Raw genomic sequence first — 19,202 nt, forward strand, 5'->3', positions numbered from 1 at the left:
TCCTGCCCAAATTCTCTATGTTTCTCTCAAAACATAGGTGAGTTAAATTTGTTCGTTTTGATGTTTTATTGATGGCTTTATGAATAGTGATTTTTAAGAAGTGAGTACTCAAAAGATGGAAACACCAGTCGTTGATTTGTGGCTTTGTTCTCTAAGCAATTTGGATGAAGGTACTGATCATGTGTCGTGCCTTAAACAGAAACTGACCGACGATGAAGTCGCTAAGGTTGAGCGTTATCGAATGCCTTCATCTCAGATCCAAGCGCTCTATGTTCGTAACTACTTACGAGAGGTTCTGTCGATCTACTCTGATTTGACGGCTGAAGAGTGGCGATTTGAGTATGGTGAAAAAGGCAAACCAAGCTTGATTGCAGAGCAGCAACACAAAACCGGACTGAATTTCAATATTAGCCACAGTCAAGATCATTTACTGATTGCTGTCTGCCGAACGAAAGGGCAACCACTACAGCTTGGGGTGGATATAGAACATGCAAGAAGCTCGACCAACATCGCGGCGATCATGAAGCATTACTTTTCGGAATTTGAGATTAACGATTTACTCGAGCTGGATGAGGTATCTCAAAGAGAACGTTTTTTTGATTTGTGGGCACTGAAAGAGTCGTACATCAAAGCGACAGGTAAGGGGTTGGCCACATCATTGAAAAGTTTTTCGTTCGATTTTTCCAATCTAACTCAACAAACGCTGCCAGTTCATTCGTCGGGTTTACGACCAGAGTTACATGGAGGAATCATTGTCCATAACGGTGTAGGGTTGGATGCTGCTGAAAATGACAATACTTCAACAGATTGGCAATGCAGTTTAGGAAGGCTGGATAACCAGTTTCGATTTGCCGTGACGCTTGGTGGTGCAACGCTTCCTATGCAATTAGAGATTAAGTGCTTCCCCAAATCGAAGCTACTTGGCTGAGTTTACGTTCGTTACACTAGAACCTTTAGCTTCTAATCTTGAACACGGCTCGCTCTCAGCCATTCGTAATATTGGCTAACTCGTTTCGCCAAGCATCGCTTTTAATACTTCTGCGGGTACAGGCTGAAGTTGTTTGTCTTTATCTAGGCAAACCATCTCGATATCACCAATCACGGCAGGTTTGGTTGCATCTTTACGCCATACCTCTTGTCGCCATAAGGTTTTGTATTTGCCATCGAGCTCAAAAGAGGTTCGGATATCGCAGATCTCTGCGAACTCAACGCCGTCTTGAAAGGTCATATTGGCTTTATACACCGCAAACCCCAGTCCATGTTCATTCCACAACTCTGCCAGTTTATCGCTGCCCAACACATGCTCGCGCGCACGCTCAAAGTATTTAAGAAAGTTAGGGTGATAAACCACACCTGAGTGATCGGTATCTTCGTAGTAAATCTGTACTGGGTGATGGTAGATCTGACTCATGGGTAGCAACTCTTGGTAAGTAGTGGATCAGTAAATCTGACTAAGTTGTGCAGCACTCTACAGGATAGGTTGAAATTACTTCAAGGCATCATCGTGAAAGGGGCTTTTGGTCAGACCTCATTTATCACTGATGCTTTGGTCAACTCCCACCCATTTACAAATATTCTATGTGTCATTTTCCACCCATTAATTTTTGTAGCGAGTTAGCGACAACTGCAGGCAGATCTGATGAAGCCTTGCGGTTAAAGGCTTGTTAATGAATTGTGTCAATATGGCGCGCTAATTGCCTTAGTGAAAGCACGCAGTTCCCATTGAAGGGCTGCTTTGTTTACTAAGGAGAATAATAATGTTTAAGCCTCTTACCCTGCTGTCTGTATCTGCTCTGGCGCTCACAAGTTTTAATGCTGCTGCAAACTGTGACCCTGGTGAAATCGTGATTAAATTCAGTCATGTAACCAATACCGATAAGCACCCGAAAGGCATCGCCGCTTCTTTACTGGAAGAGCGAGTAAACACAGAAATGAATGGAAAAGCTTGTATGCAAGTTTTCCCTAACTCAACACTTTACGATGATAATAAGGTACTGGAAGCCCTGTTAAATGGTGATGTTCAAATGGCGGCGCCATCGCTGTCAAAATTTGAGAAGTTCACTAAGAAATACCGCATTTTTGACCTTCCTTTCCTATTTGAAGACGTAGAAGCCGTTGACCGTTTCCAAAACTCAGAATCTGGTGAAAAGCTGAAGAACGCGATGAAGCGTCGTGGCCTGCAAGGTCTTGCGTTTTGGCACAATGGCATGAAACAGATGTCGGCGAACAAACCTCTTATCAGCCCTGAAGATGCAAAAGGTTTGAAATTCCGTGTTCAAGCATCGGATGTATTGGTGGCTCAGTTTGAACAACTGGGTGCTAACCCACAGAAGATGTCTTTCAAAGAAGTGTACGGTGGCTTGCAAACTAAAGTTATCGATGGTCAAGAGAACACATGGTCAAACATCTACGGTAAGAAGTTCTTTGAAGTACAAGACGGCGTGACCGAAACTAATCACGGTATCTTGGATTACCTAGTTGTAACGTCAAACGACTTCTGGAAAGACCTACCTGAAGATGTACGCACACAGCTTGGCACTATCGTTCAAGAAGTGTCTGAGACGCGTAACGCAGAATCTTCAAAAGTTAACCTAGCGAACAAAAACAACATCATCGAAGCGGGTGGTGAGGTTCGTACACTTACGCCTGAACAGCGTGAAGCATGGGTAGCTGCACTTCAACCAGTATGGAAGAAGTTTGAAAAAGACATCGGTTCAGACCTTATCGATGCAGCGTTAGCTTCAAACCAATAACACCGCTAAGGGAGTGGCGAGTATTCGTCACTCCTTATTAAAACAATTATAAGCGGAGTCAATTATGGAAAAGCCTCAAATGGAACAACCAAATTCTAGCGAATCAGCACTGGAAACCTCTCTTTTTTCCAAAGTCGGAAGAGTTACGGATGTGATTGAAGAGTCACTAATCGCATTTTTCCTTGGCGCAATGACGCTACTTACTTTTGCCAACGTGGTATTTCGATACGCATTCAATGACAACATCTTATGGGCACTGGAACTGACCGTGTTCATGTTTGCTTGGATGGTGTTAGTGGGCGCATCTTATGGCGTTAAAAAACACTTCCACATTGGTGTTGATGTGATCATCAACCTTGCCCCAGAAAAGCTACGCAAAGTGTATGCGCTCATCGCCGTGACAAGCTGCCTAGCATTTTCAATCTTACTTCTTATCGGTTCTTGGAATTATTGGTACCCATTCGCGACCGATCGCGCATGGTACGAGACCGACGATATTCCAATGCCAGAGATGCTTCAGTTTCTTGCTGACTGGCTGAATGAAGGCGAGCGATACGAGAAACTGCCACGTTTTATTCCTTATATGGCGCTGCCGATTGGTATGGCAATGCTAACGTTCCGTTTTGCTCAAGTTGCTTACCAAGTCGTCACAGGCAAGCTTGACCGCATGATTGCAGGACACGAAGCCGAAGAAGAGCTGGATGCGTTGAAAGCAGACGTGCTAGCGGGCCCTGACGAAGATGCAACAGCGGTATTGAATTCGACTCCGCAGAACAAAGCGAATGAGTCGAGTACAAAATCTAACGGTAAGGAAGACTAATCATGGCAATGTTATTTCTATTTTTAATGGTAATTGCTTTCATGTTGGTCGGTGTACCAATTGCAATTTCCCTCGGTTTATCGAGCGTAATATTCTTATTGATGCACTCAGATGCGTCATTAGCTTCAGTCGCACAAACGCTGTTTAATGCATTTGCAGGCCACTACACACTCTTAGCGATTCCTTTCTTTATTTTGGCCTCTAGCTTCATGTCTACTGGTGGCGTGGCGAAACGTATTATCCGTTTTGCTATCGCGATGGTAGGTTGGTTCCGCGGCGGCTTGGCGATGGCGTCGGTTGTGGCATGTATGATGTTCGCAGCCCTTTCTGGTTCATCTCCTGCAACGGTAGTGGCGATCGGTAGTATCGTTATCGCAGGTATGATCAAAAACGGTTACTCAAAAGAGTTCGCGGCAGGGGTTATCTGTAACGCGGGTACTTTGGGTATCTTGATTCCGCCGTCCATCGTGATGGTGGTTTACGCGGCTGCGACCGATGTATCGGTAGGTCGTATGTTCTTAGGTGGCGTTATTCCTGGTTTGCTGGCGGGTGTGATGTTGATGATTGCTATCTACATCGCAGCACGTATTAAGAAGATTCCGGCACAGCCATTTGTGGGCTGGGGCGAGATGTTCGCAGCTGCGAAAGATGCGAGCTGGGGCTTGCTGCTGATTGTCATCATTCTAGGTGGTATCTACGGCGGCATCTTTACTCCGACAGAAGCGGCGGCAGTGGCTGCGGTGTATGCCTTCTTCATTGCCAACTTTATCTATAAAGATATGGGGCCTTTCGCTGACAAGAACAATACAAAGCCTGCTTTGGTTAAGGTGTTCCAAACGTTTTTCCATAAAGACACCAAAGACACACTTTACGATGCAGGCAAGCTGACGATCATGCTGCTGTTTATCATTGCCAATGCTCTGATTCTTAAGCATGTACTGACCGAAGAACGCATTCCTCAAATGATCACTGAGTCTATGCTATCTGCGGGCTTGGGTCCGATCACCTTTTTGATTGTAGTAAACGTTTTACTCTTGATTGGTGGGCAGTTCATGGAGCCATCAGGCTTGCTGATCATCGTTGCTCCTTTGGTATTCCCAATTGCAATTGCGCTCGGTATCGACCCAATTCACCTAGGTATCATGATGGTGGTGAACATGGAGATAGGGATGATAACGCCGCCTGTCGGGCTCAATTTGTTTGTGACCGCAGGTGTCGCGAAGATGTCGATGATGAACGTGGTAAAAGCCGCATTGCCGTGGGTTGGGGTGATGTTCTTATTCCTGATTATCGTCACTTACGTACCTTGGGTATCAACATGGTTACCAACCACCTTGATGGGACCAGAGATCATAACCAAGTAGCTATTTGAGTCATTCACTGACATGGAATTTAATCCATAAAAAATGAGGAGGTCGCTAGACCTCCTCATCTATATTTCTGCCACGATTTGAATGAGGCTTTATCTGCTCATACAAAGCGCGTTTTGCCTCTAATTCTGGCGTGTGTAGATCGACATGATTGTCAGCATAAAAAATACCATCTATCTCGAAAGTATCGGTAATCGATGGCACTTTTGTTTTCTCACCCATAACCACTTCCTTATTATATTTATTGCATAACATCCTGTTGTCGAAATAAGTATAGGTGATCTTGCTCCCAAATCTAATTTAGTTTGGTTCTACCTTATAAGATTCTTTCGTTAGCTGGTGCTTTTGCATCTTATCGTAGAGGGTTTTCCTCGGTAATTGCAGCCTCTCCATGGTCTCTTTTATACTGCCATTGCATTCAATAAGTGCCTGCTTCAACGTATTTTTTTCAAAGTCAGATACCAATTCTGCCAAAGACAGTTCTTGAGTAGTTTCAGTGGCGCTGTCTGATAAGTGAGAAAGCTTACCTAAAAGTACAAAACGCTCTGCAGTATTACGTAATTCTCGAACATTTCCCGGCCAATCATGAGCCAAAAGTGCGTGCAGCTCCTTTTGTGGAAGGGCAGGGGCAGTCTTGCCATAACGCGCCGCAGCGACCAGTAGGAAGTGGTGGAAGAGTGCTGGGATATCTTCTTGTCGGCTTCTTAACGGCGGTAAATCTAAGGTCACAACATTGAGTCGATAATAGAGGTCTTGGCGGAAAGTGCCTTCTTCAGCGGCTTTCTTTAGGTCGACTTTAGTTGCCGCAATCACTCGAATGTCTAGAGGGACTAAACCATTAGACCCAACCCTTTCGATGACGCGTTCTTGCAAGACGCGCAACAGGCGAATTTGTGCCTGCATTGGCATGGACTCAATTTCATCTAAGAATAGAGTTCCGCCCTGAGCAAATTCAAATTTACCGACACGTTTGCTTTCTGCGCCAGTGAATGCCCCTTTCTCATGGCCATACAGTTCACTCTCAATCAGATTTTCAGGTACTGCGCCGCAGTTGACTGCGACGAAGTTTTGTTCTCGCCTGCTGCTTTGTTCATGCAGAGAGCGTGCAACTAATTCTTTGCCAGTGCCTGTTTCGCCAAATAGCAATATGTCGGCATTGGTATCGGCAACGTGAGTGATGATAGACCGCAGCTCCGTCATTGATTGCGTGTCACCAATGATCCTTGGGCCAAGTGCTTGGCTGGCTTTAAGTGAACGTTTTAACTCAAGGTTCTCGAGGGTGAGCTGACGTTTTTCTATCGCTCGCTTAGTGGTTTCGACTAGGCGTTCATTAGCGAAAGGTTTTTCAATGAAGTCATAGGCGCCGTATTGGATGGCTTGAACGGCCATTGAAATATCGCCGTGACCAGTAATCATGATCACAGGGATCTCTTTGTCTTTGTGCATTACGGTGTTGAGCAGATCATGCCCGGATAGACCCGGTAAACAGATATCAGTGATGATCACGTGAGGTAAGCCGTTTTCTTGAATCGCGAGCAGAGCAGACTCCGCGTCGGGAAAGAATTCGGCATCAATGTTGGCGAGCTCGAAGCTCTGTTCAATCGCCATTCTTAGATCGGATTCATCATCAATGAAATAGACGTGACACATAGTGATTCCTTTACTTCTTTGTATTCTGGTTATTGCTGAGTTTTTGTTTGCTGTTCATGTCCAACAAGGGGCAACTCTATGCTGATTCGAGCACCGCCTTGAGGGCTACTACCGGTAACGAGCTTGCCATTTATTCCGTTGATTATTTGTTGAGAAATCGATAGCCCAAGTCCAAGTCCGTTTTTCTTGGTGGTATGGAAGGGTTCAAAAAAGTTTCCGCTAGAAGGGGAGGTGAAGCCGGGGCCGTTATCATCGACATGAATTAGCAAGGTATTGGCTTGTTGATGGTCGGACTCTCTAATCTCTAACAGAATAGCTAATTGTTTGTCATCTTGTTGTTCCACCGCCTGAATCGCGTTGGTCAGCAGGTTAATGATCACCTGTTCCAGTTGAATGGCGTTGGCGAGCACGCAAGCATCAAAGGTCTCAGGGAGTTCGTTGACCTTAACTCGCTCGCTCTTGAGTTGTGGCTTCATCAGCTCTTTCGATGAATGTAAAACTGGGAGTATTTGTAAGGTGTGTAGCTCTTCTGCAGTAGATTTTTTGGCGAACGAGCGAAGCTGGTGGCTGATTTTCGCCATACGATCAGTGAGTGCCGAGATTCGCGATAGATTGTCATCGACACGATCGGTTTTTTCTTTGGCAAGAAACAATCGGCCGTTGTCGGCATAACTGCGAATCGCGGCAAGCGGGTTATTCAGTTCGTGACTGATGCTCGCTGACATCTGCCCTAGCACTGCTAGTTTGGCGGCTTGGATGAGCTCGTCTTGGGTTTGCCTCAGAACATGCTCGGTTTCGATACGGTGTTTGATCTCAACATGTAACTCCGATGTACGTTCAAGCACTTGAAATTCGAGTTTTTGCTTGGCTTCGGATTGCAGCCTGTCTATCTGTGCTCGTCTTTGTTGTCTATGGTGGTTGAGCTGCATTGTTAGATAAATAATCGCAAAGATTAGGCTCAAAACCACAAGGTATGCAACCAAGTCCCACCAAACTAAGTGGGTTGGAGAAAATACCCGTATGGTGAGTCTTGGTTCGGCTAGGAAACGCGAAGAACTAAAGAACTGCTCTTGGACGAGTTTGTGTGGCGACTCAATACGACTGGTGGCACTGTCTAAATCGCCGGAGAAGTGCAGGCTTTCTATTTTTGTATCGAGATACTGCCTGCTTTCTTGAATTCGAGTGTGTTGTACTTCGCTTAGCGGCTGAAGGCTTTTGAACAGCCACTCAGGGTTACTCGACATAAATACAATTTGATCTTTATCGTCAGCAACAAAAAAACTCTGTTTGCCTTTCCAACTTGCTTCAATCAGCGATAAATCCATCTTTACGACAATGACGCCAATAATCTCGGCGGCATAGGAGACGGGGTAAGAATAATAATAGCCTCGCTTTCCAGAGGTTGAACCTAGCGCAAAATATTGATTTTCATTGCCAATAATCGCTTCTTGAAAGTAGGGGCGGAAAGCAAAGTTACGACGAATAAAAGAACGCGGTTGATTCCAGTTACTGGCTGCAATGGTGGTGCCGATACTGTCTAGTAGGTAGGTGTCGGATGCTTGAATCACCGAGTTTACGTGCTCTAGATAACGATTAGTGAGTTCGATTTGCGCAGAGTTACTTGGAGAGTGCAGGGCATCGACCAGCTCTTTGTCTTTTGAAAGCAGCTCGGGAATGTGCGCGAACTTATCCAATTGGCTTGAAATATGAACAGAAAAGCGGTCCAGCTTAGATTGATGATCATTTAACAAACTTTCATGGCTCGTGCTCCACACCCAATGACCGCCAAACACCATCAGTAAACTGTATGTGACCATTAACAGTATTGGGATTTTAAAAGCTTGAAACATGAAGGCTCTCCGCTGATTTCTTTGGTAAACAATCAAGCCTGTCTTCTCTCGTTTATGGTAGCAAATAGCGGTAGTTTTTGCTGAAAGCAGAGAGTGAACAGATGGATGTAGGTTAAGGGTTTGTAACGGGGATTGTTGAAAAAGTTATCGACTCTGAGGGGTAAAACAAGAGCAAGATCTCTTTTTAAGGTTTTTAGCAAAAAAAGCCCTCGATTCCCTTGAAAAAGTCGCTATTGTCCCCATTTCTGTTGTGCTAAGTGATGATTTGATCGTTTTTGTATCACTTAGTTGGACGAATTTAGAGCATTCATCATCATGCAGAGGTGAACGGCTCGACAGAGATTAAACAGATCGCTAGAATGTCGCGTCTAAAATTTCTGTCCTGAGGCTAATCGGAGATACCTTTCTTGTTTCTGAAAACAAGCTTTATTGCGTTTTAATCGACGTGTGAAGAACGAAGATATCGCTGATTAGTCTGGTGTTTGGTTGAATAATCAATTCAGACATCAATGCTCGATTTTAAATTAGGTGTTCGGATAGAGCACTACACAAGGATGCAGCCAACAACGTCGGCTTTTGAATTAAAGCTAAGTTACGGCTCATATGCTCAGATTACTGAGCCAGTTTTGAGGTTTATATAATGCAAGTTACTGTTGAAACGCTAGAAGGCCTAGAGCGCCGTCTTAATATTACTGTTCCTGCTGCTAACATCGAAGATGCAGTTACAGCTGAACTACGCAACATCGCGAAAAACCGTCGTTTCGATGGTTTCCGTAAAGGCAAAGTGCCAATGAAGATGGTTGCTAAAATGTACGGCAAAGCAGTACGTCAAGACGTGATGGGCGAAGTAATGCAACGTCACTTCATCGAAGCGATCGTTAAAGAGAAAATCAACCCAGCTGGCGCTCCAACTTTCGCACCAGTTGAAAACAACGAAGGCGCTGACCTAGTATTCAACGCAACTTTTGAAGTTTACCCAGAAGTTGAGCTGAAAGGTCTAGAAAACATCACTGTTGAGAAACCAGCAGTAGAAGTTAAAGAAGCTGACGTTGAAGAGATGATCGAAACTCTACGTAAGCAACAAGCTACTTGGACTGAAGTTGAAGCTGCTGCTGACGCTGGTTCTCGTGCAACTATCGACTTCGTTGGTTCTATCGACGGTGAAGAGTTTGAAGGCGGCAAAGCTGAGAACTTCCCACTAGAGATGGGCGCTGGTCGCATGATCCCTGGCTTCGAAGACGGTATCGTTGGTAAAACAGCAGGTATGGAATTCGAAATCGACGTAAACTTCCCAGAAGATTACCACGCTGAAAACCTAAAAGGTAAAGCAGCTAAGTTCTCTATCAAGCTGAACAAAGTTGAAGCTCGTGAACTTCCAGAACTAAACGAAGAATTCGTTTCTAAGTTCGGTGCTGCTGACGGCGTTGAAGGTCTTAAAGCTGAAGTTCGTAAGAACATGGAGCGTGAGCTTAAGCAAGCTGTTAAGAACCGCATCAAAGAGCAAGCTATCGACGGTCTAGTTAACGAAAACAACATCGACGTACCTTCTGCTCTTATCGATCAAGAAATCGGTGTTCTACGTCAACAAGCTGCTCAACGTTTCGGTGGCAACACTGAAGCTGCTGACCAACTTCCACGTGAGCTGTTCGAAGAGCAAGCTAAACGTCGCGTAGTTGTAGGTCTTCTTCTTGGTGAAGTAATCAAGACTGAAGAGCTAAAAGCTGACGACGAGAAAGTTAAAGCTATCATCGAAGAGATGGCTACAGCATACGAAGATCCAACAGAAGTTATTGCTTACTACGAGCAAAACGAGCAAATGATGAACAACATGCGCAATGTTGCTCTAGAAGAGCAAGCTATTGATGCAATCATCGCTAAAGCTCAAGTTTCTGATAAAGAAGTTAGCTTCAACGAGCTAATGAATCAGCAACCTGCTTAATATAGTAATATCTGACGTAGAAGGTTGACGTACGGTCAACAATTCTGCTAACAATGGTCCGTATGATTTAATCATTCGGGCCATTTATTTTAGGGACATAAGAATATGAGCTACCAAGAAAAAAATACAATGCCATCGATTATGGACGCACTAGTTCCTATGGTGGTTGAACAGACTTCCCGTGGTGAACGTTCTTACGATATTTATTCTCGTCTATTAAAAGAACGTATCATTTTCTTAACAGGTCAAGTGGAAGACCACATGGCAAATCTTGTCGTGGCTCAACTGCTTTTCTTGGAATCAGAAAACCCAGACAAAGATATCTATCTTTACATCAACTCACCTGGCGGTAGCGTAACAGCAGGCATGTCTATCTACGACACAATGCAGTTCATCAAGCCAAACGTGAGCACAGTATGTATGGGTCAAGCTTGCTCTATGGGTGCATTCTTACTAGCGGGTGGTACTCCTGGTAAGCGTCACGTGCTTCCAAACTCACGTGTAATGATTCACCAGCCACTTGGCGGCTTCCAAGGCCAAGCGTCTGATATTCAAATTCACGCGCAAGAGATCCTAACGATCAAACAAAAGCTAAACAAACTATTGGCAGAGCACACGGGGCAGCCTCTAGAAGTTGTTGAGCGCGATACAGATCGTGATAACTTCATGTCTGCTGATCAAGCAGTAGAATACGGCTTAGTGGATTCAGTTCTTAATCACCGCGGTCAATAATTGCAGGGCAATTGTTTAACGCAAAGTGATTCAAATTGATATACACTCAAGCATAGAGAGTTAAGGCTAAGAGGTTAGCGAATGACAGATAAAAGCAAAGAGGGTGGTAGCGGTAAACTGCTTTACTGCTCTTTCTGTGGCAAAAGCCAACACGAAGTTCGCAAGTTAATCGCAGGTCCTTCTGTTTACATTTGTGATGAATGTGTCGATCTTTGTAACGACATTATTCGTGAAGAAATTAAAGATGTTCTTCCTAAGAAAGAATCGGAATCGCTGCCAACGCCGCGTGAGATTCGTGAGCATCTTGACGACTATGTAATCGGTCAAGAATACGCGAAGAAAGTGCTAGCAGTTGCAGTTTATAACCACTACAAGCGTTTACGTAATGGTGACACGACAGCTGAAGGCGTAGAGCTAGGTAAGAGTAACATTCTTCTTATCGGTCCTACTGGTAGTGGTAAAACACTACTTGCTGAAACATTGGCTCGTTTCCTAGACGTTCCTTTCACTATGGCTGATGCAACAACACTAACCGAAGCGGGTTACGTGGGCGAAGATGTTGAAAACATCATCCAGAAGTTGCTTCAGAAATGTGATTACGACGTAGCGAAAGCGGAACGCGGCATTGTTTACATCGATGAAATCGACAAGATTTCTCGTAAAGCTGAAAACCCATCAATCACGCGTGACGTGTCTGGTGAAGGTGTACAGCAAGCTCTACTAAAACTTGTTGAAGGTACAGTTGCTTCAGTTCCACCTCAAGGTGGTCGTAAGCATCCACAGCAAGAGTTCTTGCAAGTGGACACGTCTAAGATCCTATTTATCTGTGGTGGTGCGTTTGCAGGCCTAGATAAAGTGATTGAACAACGTGTAGAAACAGGTTCAGGTATCGGCTTTGGCGCAGAAGTGCGTTCAAAAGACGAAACCAAAACTATCGGTGAATTGTTCACTCAAGTAGAACCTGAAGATCTAGTGAAGTATGGTCTGATTCCAGAATTCATTGGTCGTCTACCTGTGACAACAACACTGACAGAGCTTGATGAAGAAGCGCTAATCCAAATCCTATGTGAGCCAAAGAATGCACTGACAAAACAGTACGCAGCATTATTTGAGCTTGAGGATACAGAATTAGAATTCCGTGAAGACGCCCTACGTGCAATTGCTAAGAAAGCAATGAACCGTAAAACAGGCGCTCGTGGTCTACGTTCTATCTTGGAGGGTGTTCTACTAGAAACTATGTACGAACTGCCATCTTCAACTGATGTAAGCAAGGTTGTGATTGATGAGTCGGTAATTAATGGTGAGTCAGAACCACTATTGATTTACAGCAACTCAGATAACCAAGCAGCTGTTGCAGAGTAGGTCTTTTTTAGACAAGTCACTCAAATTGAAAAAGGAGGTAAGCAATTACCTCCTTTTTTTTATTCTTCCATTGAATCCAGTCGTTTAAGCCCCATATACTGCTTTATAAGTTAAAGCGGAAGAGAGAAATATATGAACTTGGAACGTTCCGAGCGTATCGAAATCCCCGTGCTACCTCTACGTGATGTAGTGGTTTACCCACACATGGTTATTCCATTGTTTGTTGGTCGTGAAAAATCGATTACTTGCCTTGAATCGGCAATGGAAGCTAACAAACAAGTACTACTTGTAGCGCAGAAAGAAGCGGACACTGATGAGCCTTCAATTGACGACCTATTTAAAGTAGGTACTGTCGCTACCATTCTTCAGTTACTAAAGCTCCCTGATGGTACTGTTAAAGTGCTTGTCGAAGGTCAGCAGCGTGCAAAAATTCACCAATTCAAAGAAAGTGAGTTTTTCTTAGCGGACGCAGAATACGTTGTAACCTCAGAACTTGACGAAAAAGAACAAGAAGTGGTTGTTCGCAGCGCGATCAATCAATTCGAAGGCTTTATTAAGCTGAACAAAAAGATTCCACCAGAAGTTCTAACATCTCTGAACGGTATTGATGAGGCAGCTCGCCTTGCTGATACGATTGCTGCACACATGCCACTTAAACTGGTAGACAAGCAGCACGTTCTAGAAATCTTAGATGTGACTGAACGTCTGGAATTCTTGATGGGCCAAATGGAGTCAGAAATTGACATCTTGCAAGTTGAAAAACGCATTCGTGGCCGCGTTAAGAAGCAAATGGAAAAATCTCAGCGTGAGTACTACCTGAATGAGCAAATGAAAGCGATTCAGAAAGAACTTGGCGAGATGGACGACGCTCCTGATGAATTCGAGACTCTGAAGAAGAAGATCGAAGACTCTAAGATGCCTCAAGAAGCTCGTGAAAAAACCGAGCAAGAACTGCAAAAACTGAAAATGATGTCGCCAATGTCTGCTGAAGCAACAGTAGTACGTAGTTACATTGATTGGATGGTGGGCGTTCCTTGGGCTAAGCGTTCAAAAGTGAAAAAGAATCTAGCGAAAGCGGAAGAGATCTTAAACGAAGACCACTACGGCTTAGAGCGTGTTAAAGAACGTATTCTTGAATACTTGGCAGTACAAAACCGTATCAACAAGCTAAAAGGCCCAATCCTTTGTCTTGTTGGTCCTCCTGGTGTAGGTAAAACCTCGCTAGGTCGTTCGATTGCTGCGGCAACGGGTCGTAAGTACACGCGTATGGCACTTGGTGGCGTTCGTGATGAAGCTGAGATTCGTGGTCACCGTCGTACGTACATCGGTTCACTTCCGGGTAAACTGATCCAGAAGATGTCTAAAGTTGGTGTTAAGAACCCACTGTTCCTATTAGATGAGATCGATAAGATGTCTTCTGATATGCGTGGCGACCCATCTTCAGCACTTCTAGAAGTTCTAGATCCAGAACAAAACAACGCATTTAACGATCACTACCTAGAAGTAGATTACGATCTGTCAGATGTTATGTTCGTGGCAACATCGAACTCGATGGACATTCCTGGGCCTCTACTGGACCGTATGGAAGTGATTCGTCTATCTGGTTACACAGAAGATGAGAAGCTGAACATTGCTAAGAGCCATTTACTGGACAAGCAAGTTCAACGCAACGGTCTTAAGCCTCATGAAATTGAGATTGAAGACTCTGCAATCATCGGCATCATTCGTTACTACACGCGTGAAGCGGGTGTACGTAGCCTAGAGCGTGAAATCTCAAAGATCTGTCGTAAAGCAGTGAAGAACATCTTGCTAGACAGCGATCTTAAGTCTGTAACGGTTAACATTGATAACCTGAAAGAGTACTTAGGTGTTCAACGCCACGACTTCGGTAAAGCGGATGAAAGCAACCGTATCGGTCAAGTAACAGGCCTAGCGTGGACTCAAGTGGGTGGTGATCTACTGACTATCGAGACCGAAGCAATGCCGGGCAAAGGTAAGCTAACGCAAACTGGCTCACTTGGCGACGTGATGAAAGAGTCGATTCAAGCGGCAATGACAGTGGTTCGTTCTCGTGCTGAAAAACTGGGTATCAACTCAGATTTCTACGAAAAACGTGACATTCACGTTCACGTACCAGAAGGTGCTACACCGAAAGATGGCCCGAGTGCGGGTATCGCAATGTGTACTGCACTTGTCTCTAGCTTGACGGGTAACCCGGTTAAAGCAGAGGTCGGTATGACAGGTGAAATTACCCTTCGTGGTGAAGTTTTACCTATCGGTGGCTTGAAAGAAAAACTGCTTGCTGCACACCGTGGCGGCATCAAAACTGTACTGATCCCTAAAGACAATGAGCGTGATTTGGAAGAGATTCCAGACAACGTAATCGCTGACTTGAAGGTGATCCCGGTTCAGTGGATTGATGAAGTACTCAAAGTCGCGCTAGAACGAGATCCGTCAGGGGTCGAGTTTGACGTGAAAAAATAGTGATGCATAGCAAAAATAAGTAAAGAATTACGCTGATAGGCCCGAAAAGGCTTGTCAGCTTTTTTTTTGGACGCTAAGTTATTGATCAAAGCGGCAGCCCTTTTGCAATAAGGCTTGCGGCTAAATTAAAACCAAAATGGAACGTACAGTCATCAGAAGTAGTCACAGATGACACATAGGGGAAAAACAGTGAATAAAACACAACTAGTAGAATCAATCGCAGAAAACGCAGACATCTCTAAAGCTTCAGCTGGCCGCGCTCTAGACGCATTCATCGAAGCAGTTGGCACAACGCTACAATCAGGCGACCAAGTTGCACTTGTTGGCTTTGGTACTTTCAGTGTTCGTACTCGTGCTGCTCGTACAGGTCGTAACCCAAAGACTGGTGAAGAGATCCAAATCGCAGAAGCTAAAGTACCTGGCTTCAAAGCGGGTAAAGCACTTAAAGACGCATGTAACTAATTTTCACTGCTGAAACCTCCATTTAAGAGGGGAAGGCAGTAAAATGCGTTTACTGTTTGAAAAATGATGTTTCATTCTTAAACAGTATGTGTACAAAGCACATTGAACTTATTTAAATTATGCGCATCCTACTGATGCGCATTTCTTTTTCTGATAATATCGCGTGAATAGATTTTTATTTTGAAGCCAATGCTTCATATCCGGAGAGCACTTAAATTATGATGGATCGATTACGCGAAGGCGTGAATAGCATCGCGGTAAAAATTATCCTTGGGTTGATTATCCTGTCATTCGTATTCGCAGGTGTAGGCAGCTACATCACCGGTGGCGGTAACAACGCAGCAGCTAAAGTTGGCAACACAGAAATTGCTCGTGGTGAGTTCGAACAAGCTTACCAAAACGAACGTAATCGTATGCAGTCTCAACTTGGCGATTACTTCGCTCAAATGCTTGCAGACCCTGCATACGTAGAGTCTTTCCGTAAATCAGTACTTGATCGCATGATCAATGATGTTCTACTTGAGCAGCAAGCTGAGTCACTAGGCCTACGAATCAGTGATTCTCAAATCCGTACAATGATTCTAGAAATGCCTCAGTTCCAAACTGCTGGTCAATTTGATCAAGAAGTTTACCAATCAGCACTGCGTCGTGCAGGTTTCAGCGCAGAAAGCTTCGCTGAATACATGCGTCGTGACCTAATGCGTAACCAGCTTGTGACTGCGCTTCAAGGCAGTGAATTTGTTCTTCAAGGCGAAATCGATACGCAAAGCAAACTTATTGCTCAAACTCGTGACATTCGCACAGTGACCTTGTCTGTTGCTGATCTAGCGAAAGGCATCGAACTAACTGACGAGCAAATCGAACAGTACTATTCTGAGAACCCTCAAGCTTACACTCGTCCAGAGCAAGCTAAGGTGTCTTACATCGAGCTTTCAGCTGAAGCACTTAAGTCTCAGCTTGAAGTAAGCGATGAAGAAGCACAGAAATACTACCAAGAGCACCTAGACAAGTACTCGACTGAAGAGCAACGTAAAGTTAGCCACATCCTAGTTCAAGGCGATGACGAAGCGAAAGCTCAGTCAATCCTAGACGAGCTAAATGCAGGCGCTGATTTTGCTACGCTAGCGGAAGAGAAATCTGACGACTTCGGTAGTGCAGATGTTGGCGGTGACTTAGGTTGGATTGAACGCGATGTTATGGACCCAGCATTCGAAGACGCGGCTTTCGCTCTTGAGAATATTGGCGATACTACTGGCCTAGTTAAATCTGATTTTGGCTACCACATCATCAAGCTAGACGAAGTAAAAGCGTCTCAAGCTCAGCCTTACACTGAAGTAGCGGCAGAGATTAAGACAGAGCTTCTAGACCAACACGCAGTTGATCAGTTCTACGAGCAACAAACTGAGCTAGAAAAAGTAGCGTTTGAATTCCCAGATTCTCTAGATGATTCTGCAGAAGCTATCAACGCGAAGATCACAACGACAGATTTCATCTCTCAAGTTGACGCTCCAGAAGTTCTGATGACGCCTGCAGTTATGCAAGCTATCTTGAGCCCTGAAGTGAAAGAAGACGGTCTAAACTCGGAAGTTATCGAAGTTGCACCTGAGCACGTAATTGTTGTTCGTGTAGAAGAGACTCGTGATGAGACAGTTCTTCCTCTAGCTGAAGTGAAAGATCAAGTTGTCGCTGCACTGTCTGCTGTACAAGCAGAGCAGCAAGCGGTTGAGCTAGGTGTTTCTCTAGTGAACGAACTTGAGCAAGGCAATGAAGCAGTACTAGCGGACAACAACCTTGAGTTCACTGAACTTGAAACGATTGACCGTAACTCGCCATTAGCGGCATCTGTATTCGCTCTAGCGAAACCAGAAGCAGGTCAAGCTGTGTTCGGTCAATCTAAAGACCAAGACGGTAATATCGTTGTTGTTGAGCTTTCTAAAGTAACGGCTGAGATCAACCCAGCCTACAGCACTCAAATTGGTGCACAGTTGGAGCGAGTTGGTAACCAGCAAGACCTGACTAACGTATTAAACGTACTTCGTAAAAACGCAGACGTTGAATACTACGTAGTGGGTCAAGGTCAGTAAGCGTTTGATTACCTCAGTAGCAAGCTCAAGTTAGAGCTTACTACTGAAATCAATACGTGATTGTTAGGCTTTAATTCAGATTTGTGAGCCAACAAACAAGCTGATGAAAATAAGATGTATAACGAAGCGGGTCACTTAGGTGATCCGCTTTATTTTTATCTGGTGATTGTGTTATCTAGCGCGGCAAATGCATAAGTTACGTTTTTTGAACAAAGGAACTATTTATGCGCACGATATATTCAACACTAATTCTTTCATTTCTGATGCTCTTAAGCCCTGCCGTGTTTGCAGACAGCCCAACCAAGGCTGAGCTTTACGAAGGCATTGAGATTACGGTCAACATCAATACCGCGACGGCAGAAGAACTTTCAGCACTATTGGTTGGCGTGGGTGACAAGAAAGCCAAAGAAATCGTCGATTACAGAGATCAGAACGGGGCATTTACTACTGCTGATGAGTTGGTGAGTGTCAAAGGGATAGGTGAAGCGACGGTTGAAAAGAACCGCGAAAGAATTCAACTTTGACCCGTTTTTCTACTTGTTAGAAATGAAGCGATAGATATGAAGCCTCCGGCCAATGCACCTGCTAGGTGGGCTTCAATCGCGATACGAGCATTAATCAGTTCACCAGTCGTGCTAGAAGGGCCAATAAGCTGCTCCCAAGCGATTTTAGCGACTAATCCGAATACTAACAGCCAACTAGACTTCCTGCCGTTTAAAGCCTCTCTGAGCGCGAATAAGCCAAACAACCCATGCAAAGTGCCCGATAGGCCAACGTAGATCTGAATACTTGAAAACAACAGAGCGACGCCAGTCACTAAACTGATCATAAGCAAAGCAACAACAAGCTGTTTTTTACTCGGTTGAAACAGGTAGCTGATGATCCACAAGCCTGCTAGATTCATCAGAAGATGCGAGTAGTTGGTATGTGAAAAGTTTCCTGTTAGGATTCGCCACCATTGCCCATCGGCAATCGCATTGCTATCCCAAACGACCCAAGCTTGTATTGGCTCAAATTGGAATAAGACGCATAAAAGTGAAATGAAAATTAAAACAGGGTACACATTAAATCCATGTCTCGTTATTGCCCCCAATGCAGCAAGGCTTTGAAAGCTTGTATTTGTCAGTGGGTTACACCACTCGAATCGAATGTTGAGCTTATCATTCTTCAGCACCCATCAGAAGAGCATCGTCCGATGGGAACAGCGCGTATTCTCTCGTTATCTCTTAATAACAGCGTGACGTTTGTTGGCGAAGACTTTTCAGACAACGAACAACTCAACGCATTGTTGTGCGATGAACAGTATCAACATGTGATTTTATACCCAAGCGAAAACTCTGTTTCAGTTGAGTCGGCGACATCTCCCAATAAGAAGCTGCGTGTGATTTTATTGGATGGCACGTGGAAGAAAGCATTCAAGATGTGGCAAGTATCGAGTAACTTGCATGCGTTGAACACGGTTCATTTACCGAAAGATCTCAAGGGTAATTACCGAATTCGCAAAGCACCCAGTGAAAATAGCCTTTCAACCGTTGAAGCTGGCTATCATTTACTTAGCTTGTTAGAGCGTGATGGCGACTTTAGCCCTTTGCTAACGGCATTTGACCAAATGATTCAGTTTCAAATCAATCAAATGCCGCCGGGCGTGTTTGAGAAAAACTACTTAGATTAAGCCGTTTTAGTAAAGTGAGTCAGG

At 44.4% G+C, this 19,202-nt stretch carries 17 protein-coding genes and 1 pseudogene; 13 read left to right on the forward strand and 5 right to left on the reverse strand.

Annotated elements, in window-relative coordinates; translation table 11 throughout:
• Positions 1–115 precede the first annotated feature (115 nt).
• The gene (locus AB4384_RS02675) at positions 116–928 is read left to right on the forward strand and encodes a 4'-phosphopantetheinyl transferase superfamily protein (protein ID WP_017060627.1); all 813 of its coding nucleotides are present in this window, start codon (positions 116–118) and stop codon (positions 926–928) included.
• Between the two features lie 75 nt (positions 929–1,003).
• On the opposite strand, the gene AB4384_RS02680 is transcribed toward AB4384_RS02675, so the two are convergent.
• The gene (locus AB4384_RS02680; RefSeq protein WP_004736070.1) at positions 1,004–1,411 is read right to left on the reverse strand and encodes a thioesterase family protein; all 408 of its coding nucleotides are present in this window, start codon (positions 1,409–1,411) and stop codon (positions 1,004–1,006) included.
• Positions 1,412–1,757: 346 nt separating this feature from the next.
• Here AB4384_RS02680 and AB4384_RS02685 point away from each other — a divergent pair, with 346 nt between their 5' ends.
• The 3 genes from AB4384_RS02685 (at position 1,758) to AB4384_RS02695 (ending at position 4,937) form a co-directional block, all read left to right on the forward strand.
• Positions 1,758–2,753 (forward strand): TRAP transporter substrate-binding protein, encoded by a 996-nt coding sequence (locus AB4384_RS02685; RefSeq protein ID WP_016788636.1) that lies wholly within the window; start codon positions 1,758–1,760, stop codon positions 2,751–2,753.
• Between the two features lie 64 nt (positions 2,754–2,817).
• The gene (locus AB4384_RS02690) at positions 2,818–3,573 is read left to right on the forward strand and encodes a TRAP transporter small permease (RefSeq protein WP_029235189.1); all 756 of its coding nucleotides are present in this window, start codon (positions 2,818–2,820) and stop codon (positions 3,571–3,573) included.
• Between the two features lie 2 nt (positions 3,574–3,575).
• The gene (locus AB4384_RS02695) at positions 3,576–4,937 is read left to right on the forward strand and encodes a TRAP transporter large permease (RefSeq protein ID WP_017060625.1); all 1,362 of its coding nucleotides are present in this window, start codon (positions 3,576–3,578) and stop codon (positions 4,935–4,937) included.
• A gap of 54 nt (positions 4,938–4,991) precedes the next feature.
• Here AB4384_RS02695 and AB4384_RS02700 read toward each other — a convergent pair whose 3' ends face one another.
• The 3 genes from AB4384_RS02700 to AB4384_RS02710 form a co-directional block, all read right to left on the reverse strand.
• Positions 4,992–5,165, reverse strand: a complete 174-nt coding sequence (locus AB4384_RS02700) for a hypothetical protein (RefSeq protein WP_017060624.1) — start codon at positions 5,163–5,165, stop codon at positions 4,992–4,994.
• Positions 5,166–5,243: 78 nt separating this feature from the next.
• Positions 5,244–6,593 carry a sigma-54 dependent transcriptional regulator gene (locus AB4384_RS02705; protein ID WP_102429104.1) on the reverse strand — a complete coding sequence of 450 codons (1,350 nt, stop codon included), beginning with the start codon at positions 6,591–6,593 and terminating at the stop codon, positions 5,244–5,246.
• 29 nt (positions 6,594–6,622) lie between these two features.
• The gene (locus AB4384_RS02710; protein WP_017060622.1) at positions 6,623–8,443 is read right to left on the reverse strand and encodes an ATP-binding protein; all 1,821 of its coding nucleotides are present in this window, start codon (positions 8,441–8,443) and stop codon (positions 6,623–6,625) included.
• Between the two features lie 163 nt (positions 8,444–8,606).
• On the opposite strand from AB4384_RS02710, the pseudogene AB4384_RS02715 reads away from it, so the two are divergent.
• The 8 genes and pseudogenes from AB4384_RS02715 to AB4384_RS02750 all read left to right on the forward strand — a co-directional run.
• Positions 8,607–8,789, forward strand: a pseudogene (locus AB4384_RS02715) (hypothetical protein); the annotation flags it as partial.
• 294 nt (positions 8,790–9,083) lie between these two features.
• Positions 9,084–10,382, forward strand: a complete 1,299-nt coding sequence (gene tig, locus AB4384_RS02720; protein WP_017106221.1) for a trigger factor — start codon at positions 9,084–9,086, stop codon at positions 10,380–10,382.
• Positions 10,383–10,487: 105 nt separating this feature from the next.
• Positions 10,488–11,114 carry an ATP-dependent Clp endopeptidase proteolytic subunit ClpP gene (gene clpP / locus AB4384_RS02725; protein WP_004736080.1) on the forward strand — a complete coding sequence of 209 codons (627 nt, stop codon included), beginning with the start codon at positions 10,488–10,490 and terminating at the stop codon, positions 11,112–11,114.
• Between the two features lie 81 nt (positions 11,115–11,195).
• Positions 11,196–12,476, forward strand: coding sequence for an ATP-dependent protease ATP-binding subunit ClpX (gene clpX, locus AB4384_RS02730; protein ID WP_009847283.1), 1,281 nt, complete (start codon positions 11,196–11,198; stop codon positions 12,474–12,476).
• Between the two features lie 132 nt (positions 12,477–12,608).
• Entirely contained in the window at positions 12,609–14,960 is a 2,352-nt protein-coding gene (lon, locus tag AB4384_RS02735; RefSeq protein WP_017060619.1) for an endopeptidase La, read from the forward strand.
• 168 nt (positions 14,961–15,128) lie between these two features.
• Entirely contained in the window at positions 15,129–15,422 is a 294-nt protein-coding gene (locus tag AB4384_RS02740; RefSeq protein WP_012604504.1) for an HU family DNA-binding protein, read from the forward strand.
• A 218-nt stretch (positions 15,423–15,640) separates the two neighbouring features.
• Positions 15,641–17,506 carry a peptidylprolyl isomerase gene (ppiD, locus tag AB4384_RS02745; protein WP_372128845.1) on the forward strand — a complete coding sequence of 622 codons (1,866 nt, stop codon included), beginning with the start codon at positions 15,641–15,643 and terminating at the stop codon, positions 17,504–17,506.
• A 224-nt stretch (positions 17,507–17,730) separates the two neighbouring features.
• On the forward strand, positions 17,731–18,030 hold the full coding sequence (locus AB4384_RS02750) for a ComEA family DNA-binding protein (protein ID WP_372128846.1): 300 nt from the start codon (positions 17,731–17,733) through the stop codon (positions 18,028–18,030).
• On the opposite strand, the gene rrtA is transcribed toward AB4384_RS02750, so the two are convergent.
• The gene (gene rrtA / locus AB4384_RS02755; RefSeq protein WP_372128847.1) at positions 18,021–18,569 is read right to left on the reverse strand and encodes a rhombosortase; all 549 of its coding nucleotides are present in this window, start codon (positions 18,567–18,569) and stop codon (positions 18,021–18,023) included. The genes AB4384_RS02750 and rrtA overlap by 10 nt on opposite strands.
• 9 nt (positions 18,570–18,578) lie before the next feature.
• On the opposite strand from rrtA, the gene AB4384_RS02760 reads away from it, so the two are divergent.
• Positions 18,579–19,178 carry a tRNA-uridine aminocarboxypropyltransferase gene (locus AB4384_RS02760; RefSeq protein WP_017060615.1) on the forward strand — a complete coding sequence of 200 codons (600 nt, stop codon included), beginning with the start codon at positions 18,579–18,581 and terminating at the stop codon, positions 19,176–19,178.
• The last annotated feature ends 24 nt before the right edge of the window (positions 19,179–19,202 follow it).

Source organism: Vibrio sp. 10N.261.51.A4, assembly GCF_041471945.1.
In the GTDB taxonomy this organism is placed as follows: domain Bacteria; phylum Pseudomonadota; class Gammaproteobacteria; order Enterobacterales; family Vibrionaceae; genus Vibrio; species Vibrio crassostreae_C.

Coding starts and splice junctions, on each gene's coding strand:
- AB4384_RS02750 (WP_372128846.1), top strand. CDS start 17,731: ATGCGCACGATATATTCAACACTAATTCTTTCATTTCTGATGCTCTTA.
- AB4384_RS02680 (WP_004736070.1), bottom strand. CDS start 1,411: ATGAGTCAGATCTACCATCACCCAGTACAGATTTACTACGAAGATACC.
- AB4384_RS02675 (WP_017060627.1), top strand. CDS start 116: ATGGAAACACCAGTCGTTGATTTGTGGCTTTGTTCTCTAAGCAATTTG.
- clpP (WP_004736080.1), top strand. CDS start 10,488: ATGAGCTACCAAGAAAAAAATACAATGCCATCGATTATGGACGCACTA.
- AB4384_RS02760 (WP_017060615.1), top strand. CDS start 18,579: ATGTCTCGTTATTGCCCCCAATGCAGCAAGGCTTTGAAAGCTTGTATT.
- AB4384_RS02740 (WP_012604504.1), top strand. CDS start 15,129: ATGACACATAGGGGAAAAACAGTGAATAAAACACAACTAGTAGAATCA.
- AB4384_RS02685 (WP_016788636.1), top strand. CDS start 1,758: ATGTTTAAGCCTCTTACCCTGCTGTCTGTATCTGCTCTGGCGCTCACA.
- AB4384_RS02700 (WP_017060624.1), bottom strand. CDS start 5,165: ATGGGTGAGAAAACAAAAGTGCCATCGATTACCGATACTTTCGAGATA.
- tig (WP_017106221.1), top strand. CDS start 9,084: ATGCAAGTTACTGTTGAAACGCTAGAAGGCCTAGAGCGCCGTCTTAAT.
- AB4384_RS02695 (WP_017060625.1), top strand. CDS start 3,576: ATGGCAATGTTATTTCTATTTTTAATGGTAATTGCTTTCATGTTGGTC.
- AB4384_RS02705 (WP_102429104.1), bottom strand. CDS start 6,593: ATGTGTCACGTCTATTTCATTGATGATGAATCCGATCTAAGAATGGCG.
- lon (WP_017060619.1), top strand. CDS start 12,609: ATGAACTTGGAACGTTCCGAGCGTATCGAAATCCCCGTGCTACCTCTA.
- ppiD (WP_372128845.1), top strand. CDS start 15,641: ATGATGGATCGATTACGCGAAGGCGTGAATAGCATCGCGGTAAAAATT.
- AB4384_RS02710 (WP_017060622.1), bottom strand. CDS start 8,443: ATGTTTCAAGCTTTTAAAATCCCAATACTGTTAATGGTCACATACAGT.
- clpX (WP_009847283.1), top strand. CDS start 11,196: ATGACAGATAAAAGCAAAGAGGGTGGTAGCGGTAAACTGCTTTACTGC.
- AB4384_RS02690 (WP_029235189.1), top strand. CDS start 2,818: ATGGAAAAGCCTCAAATGGAACAACCAAATTCTAGCGAATCAGCACTG.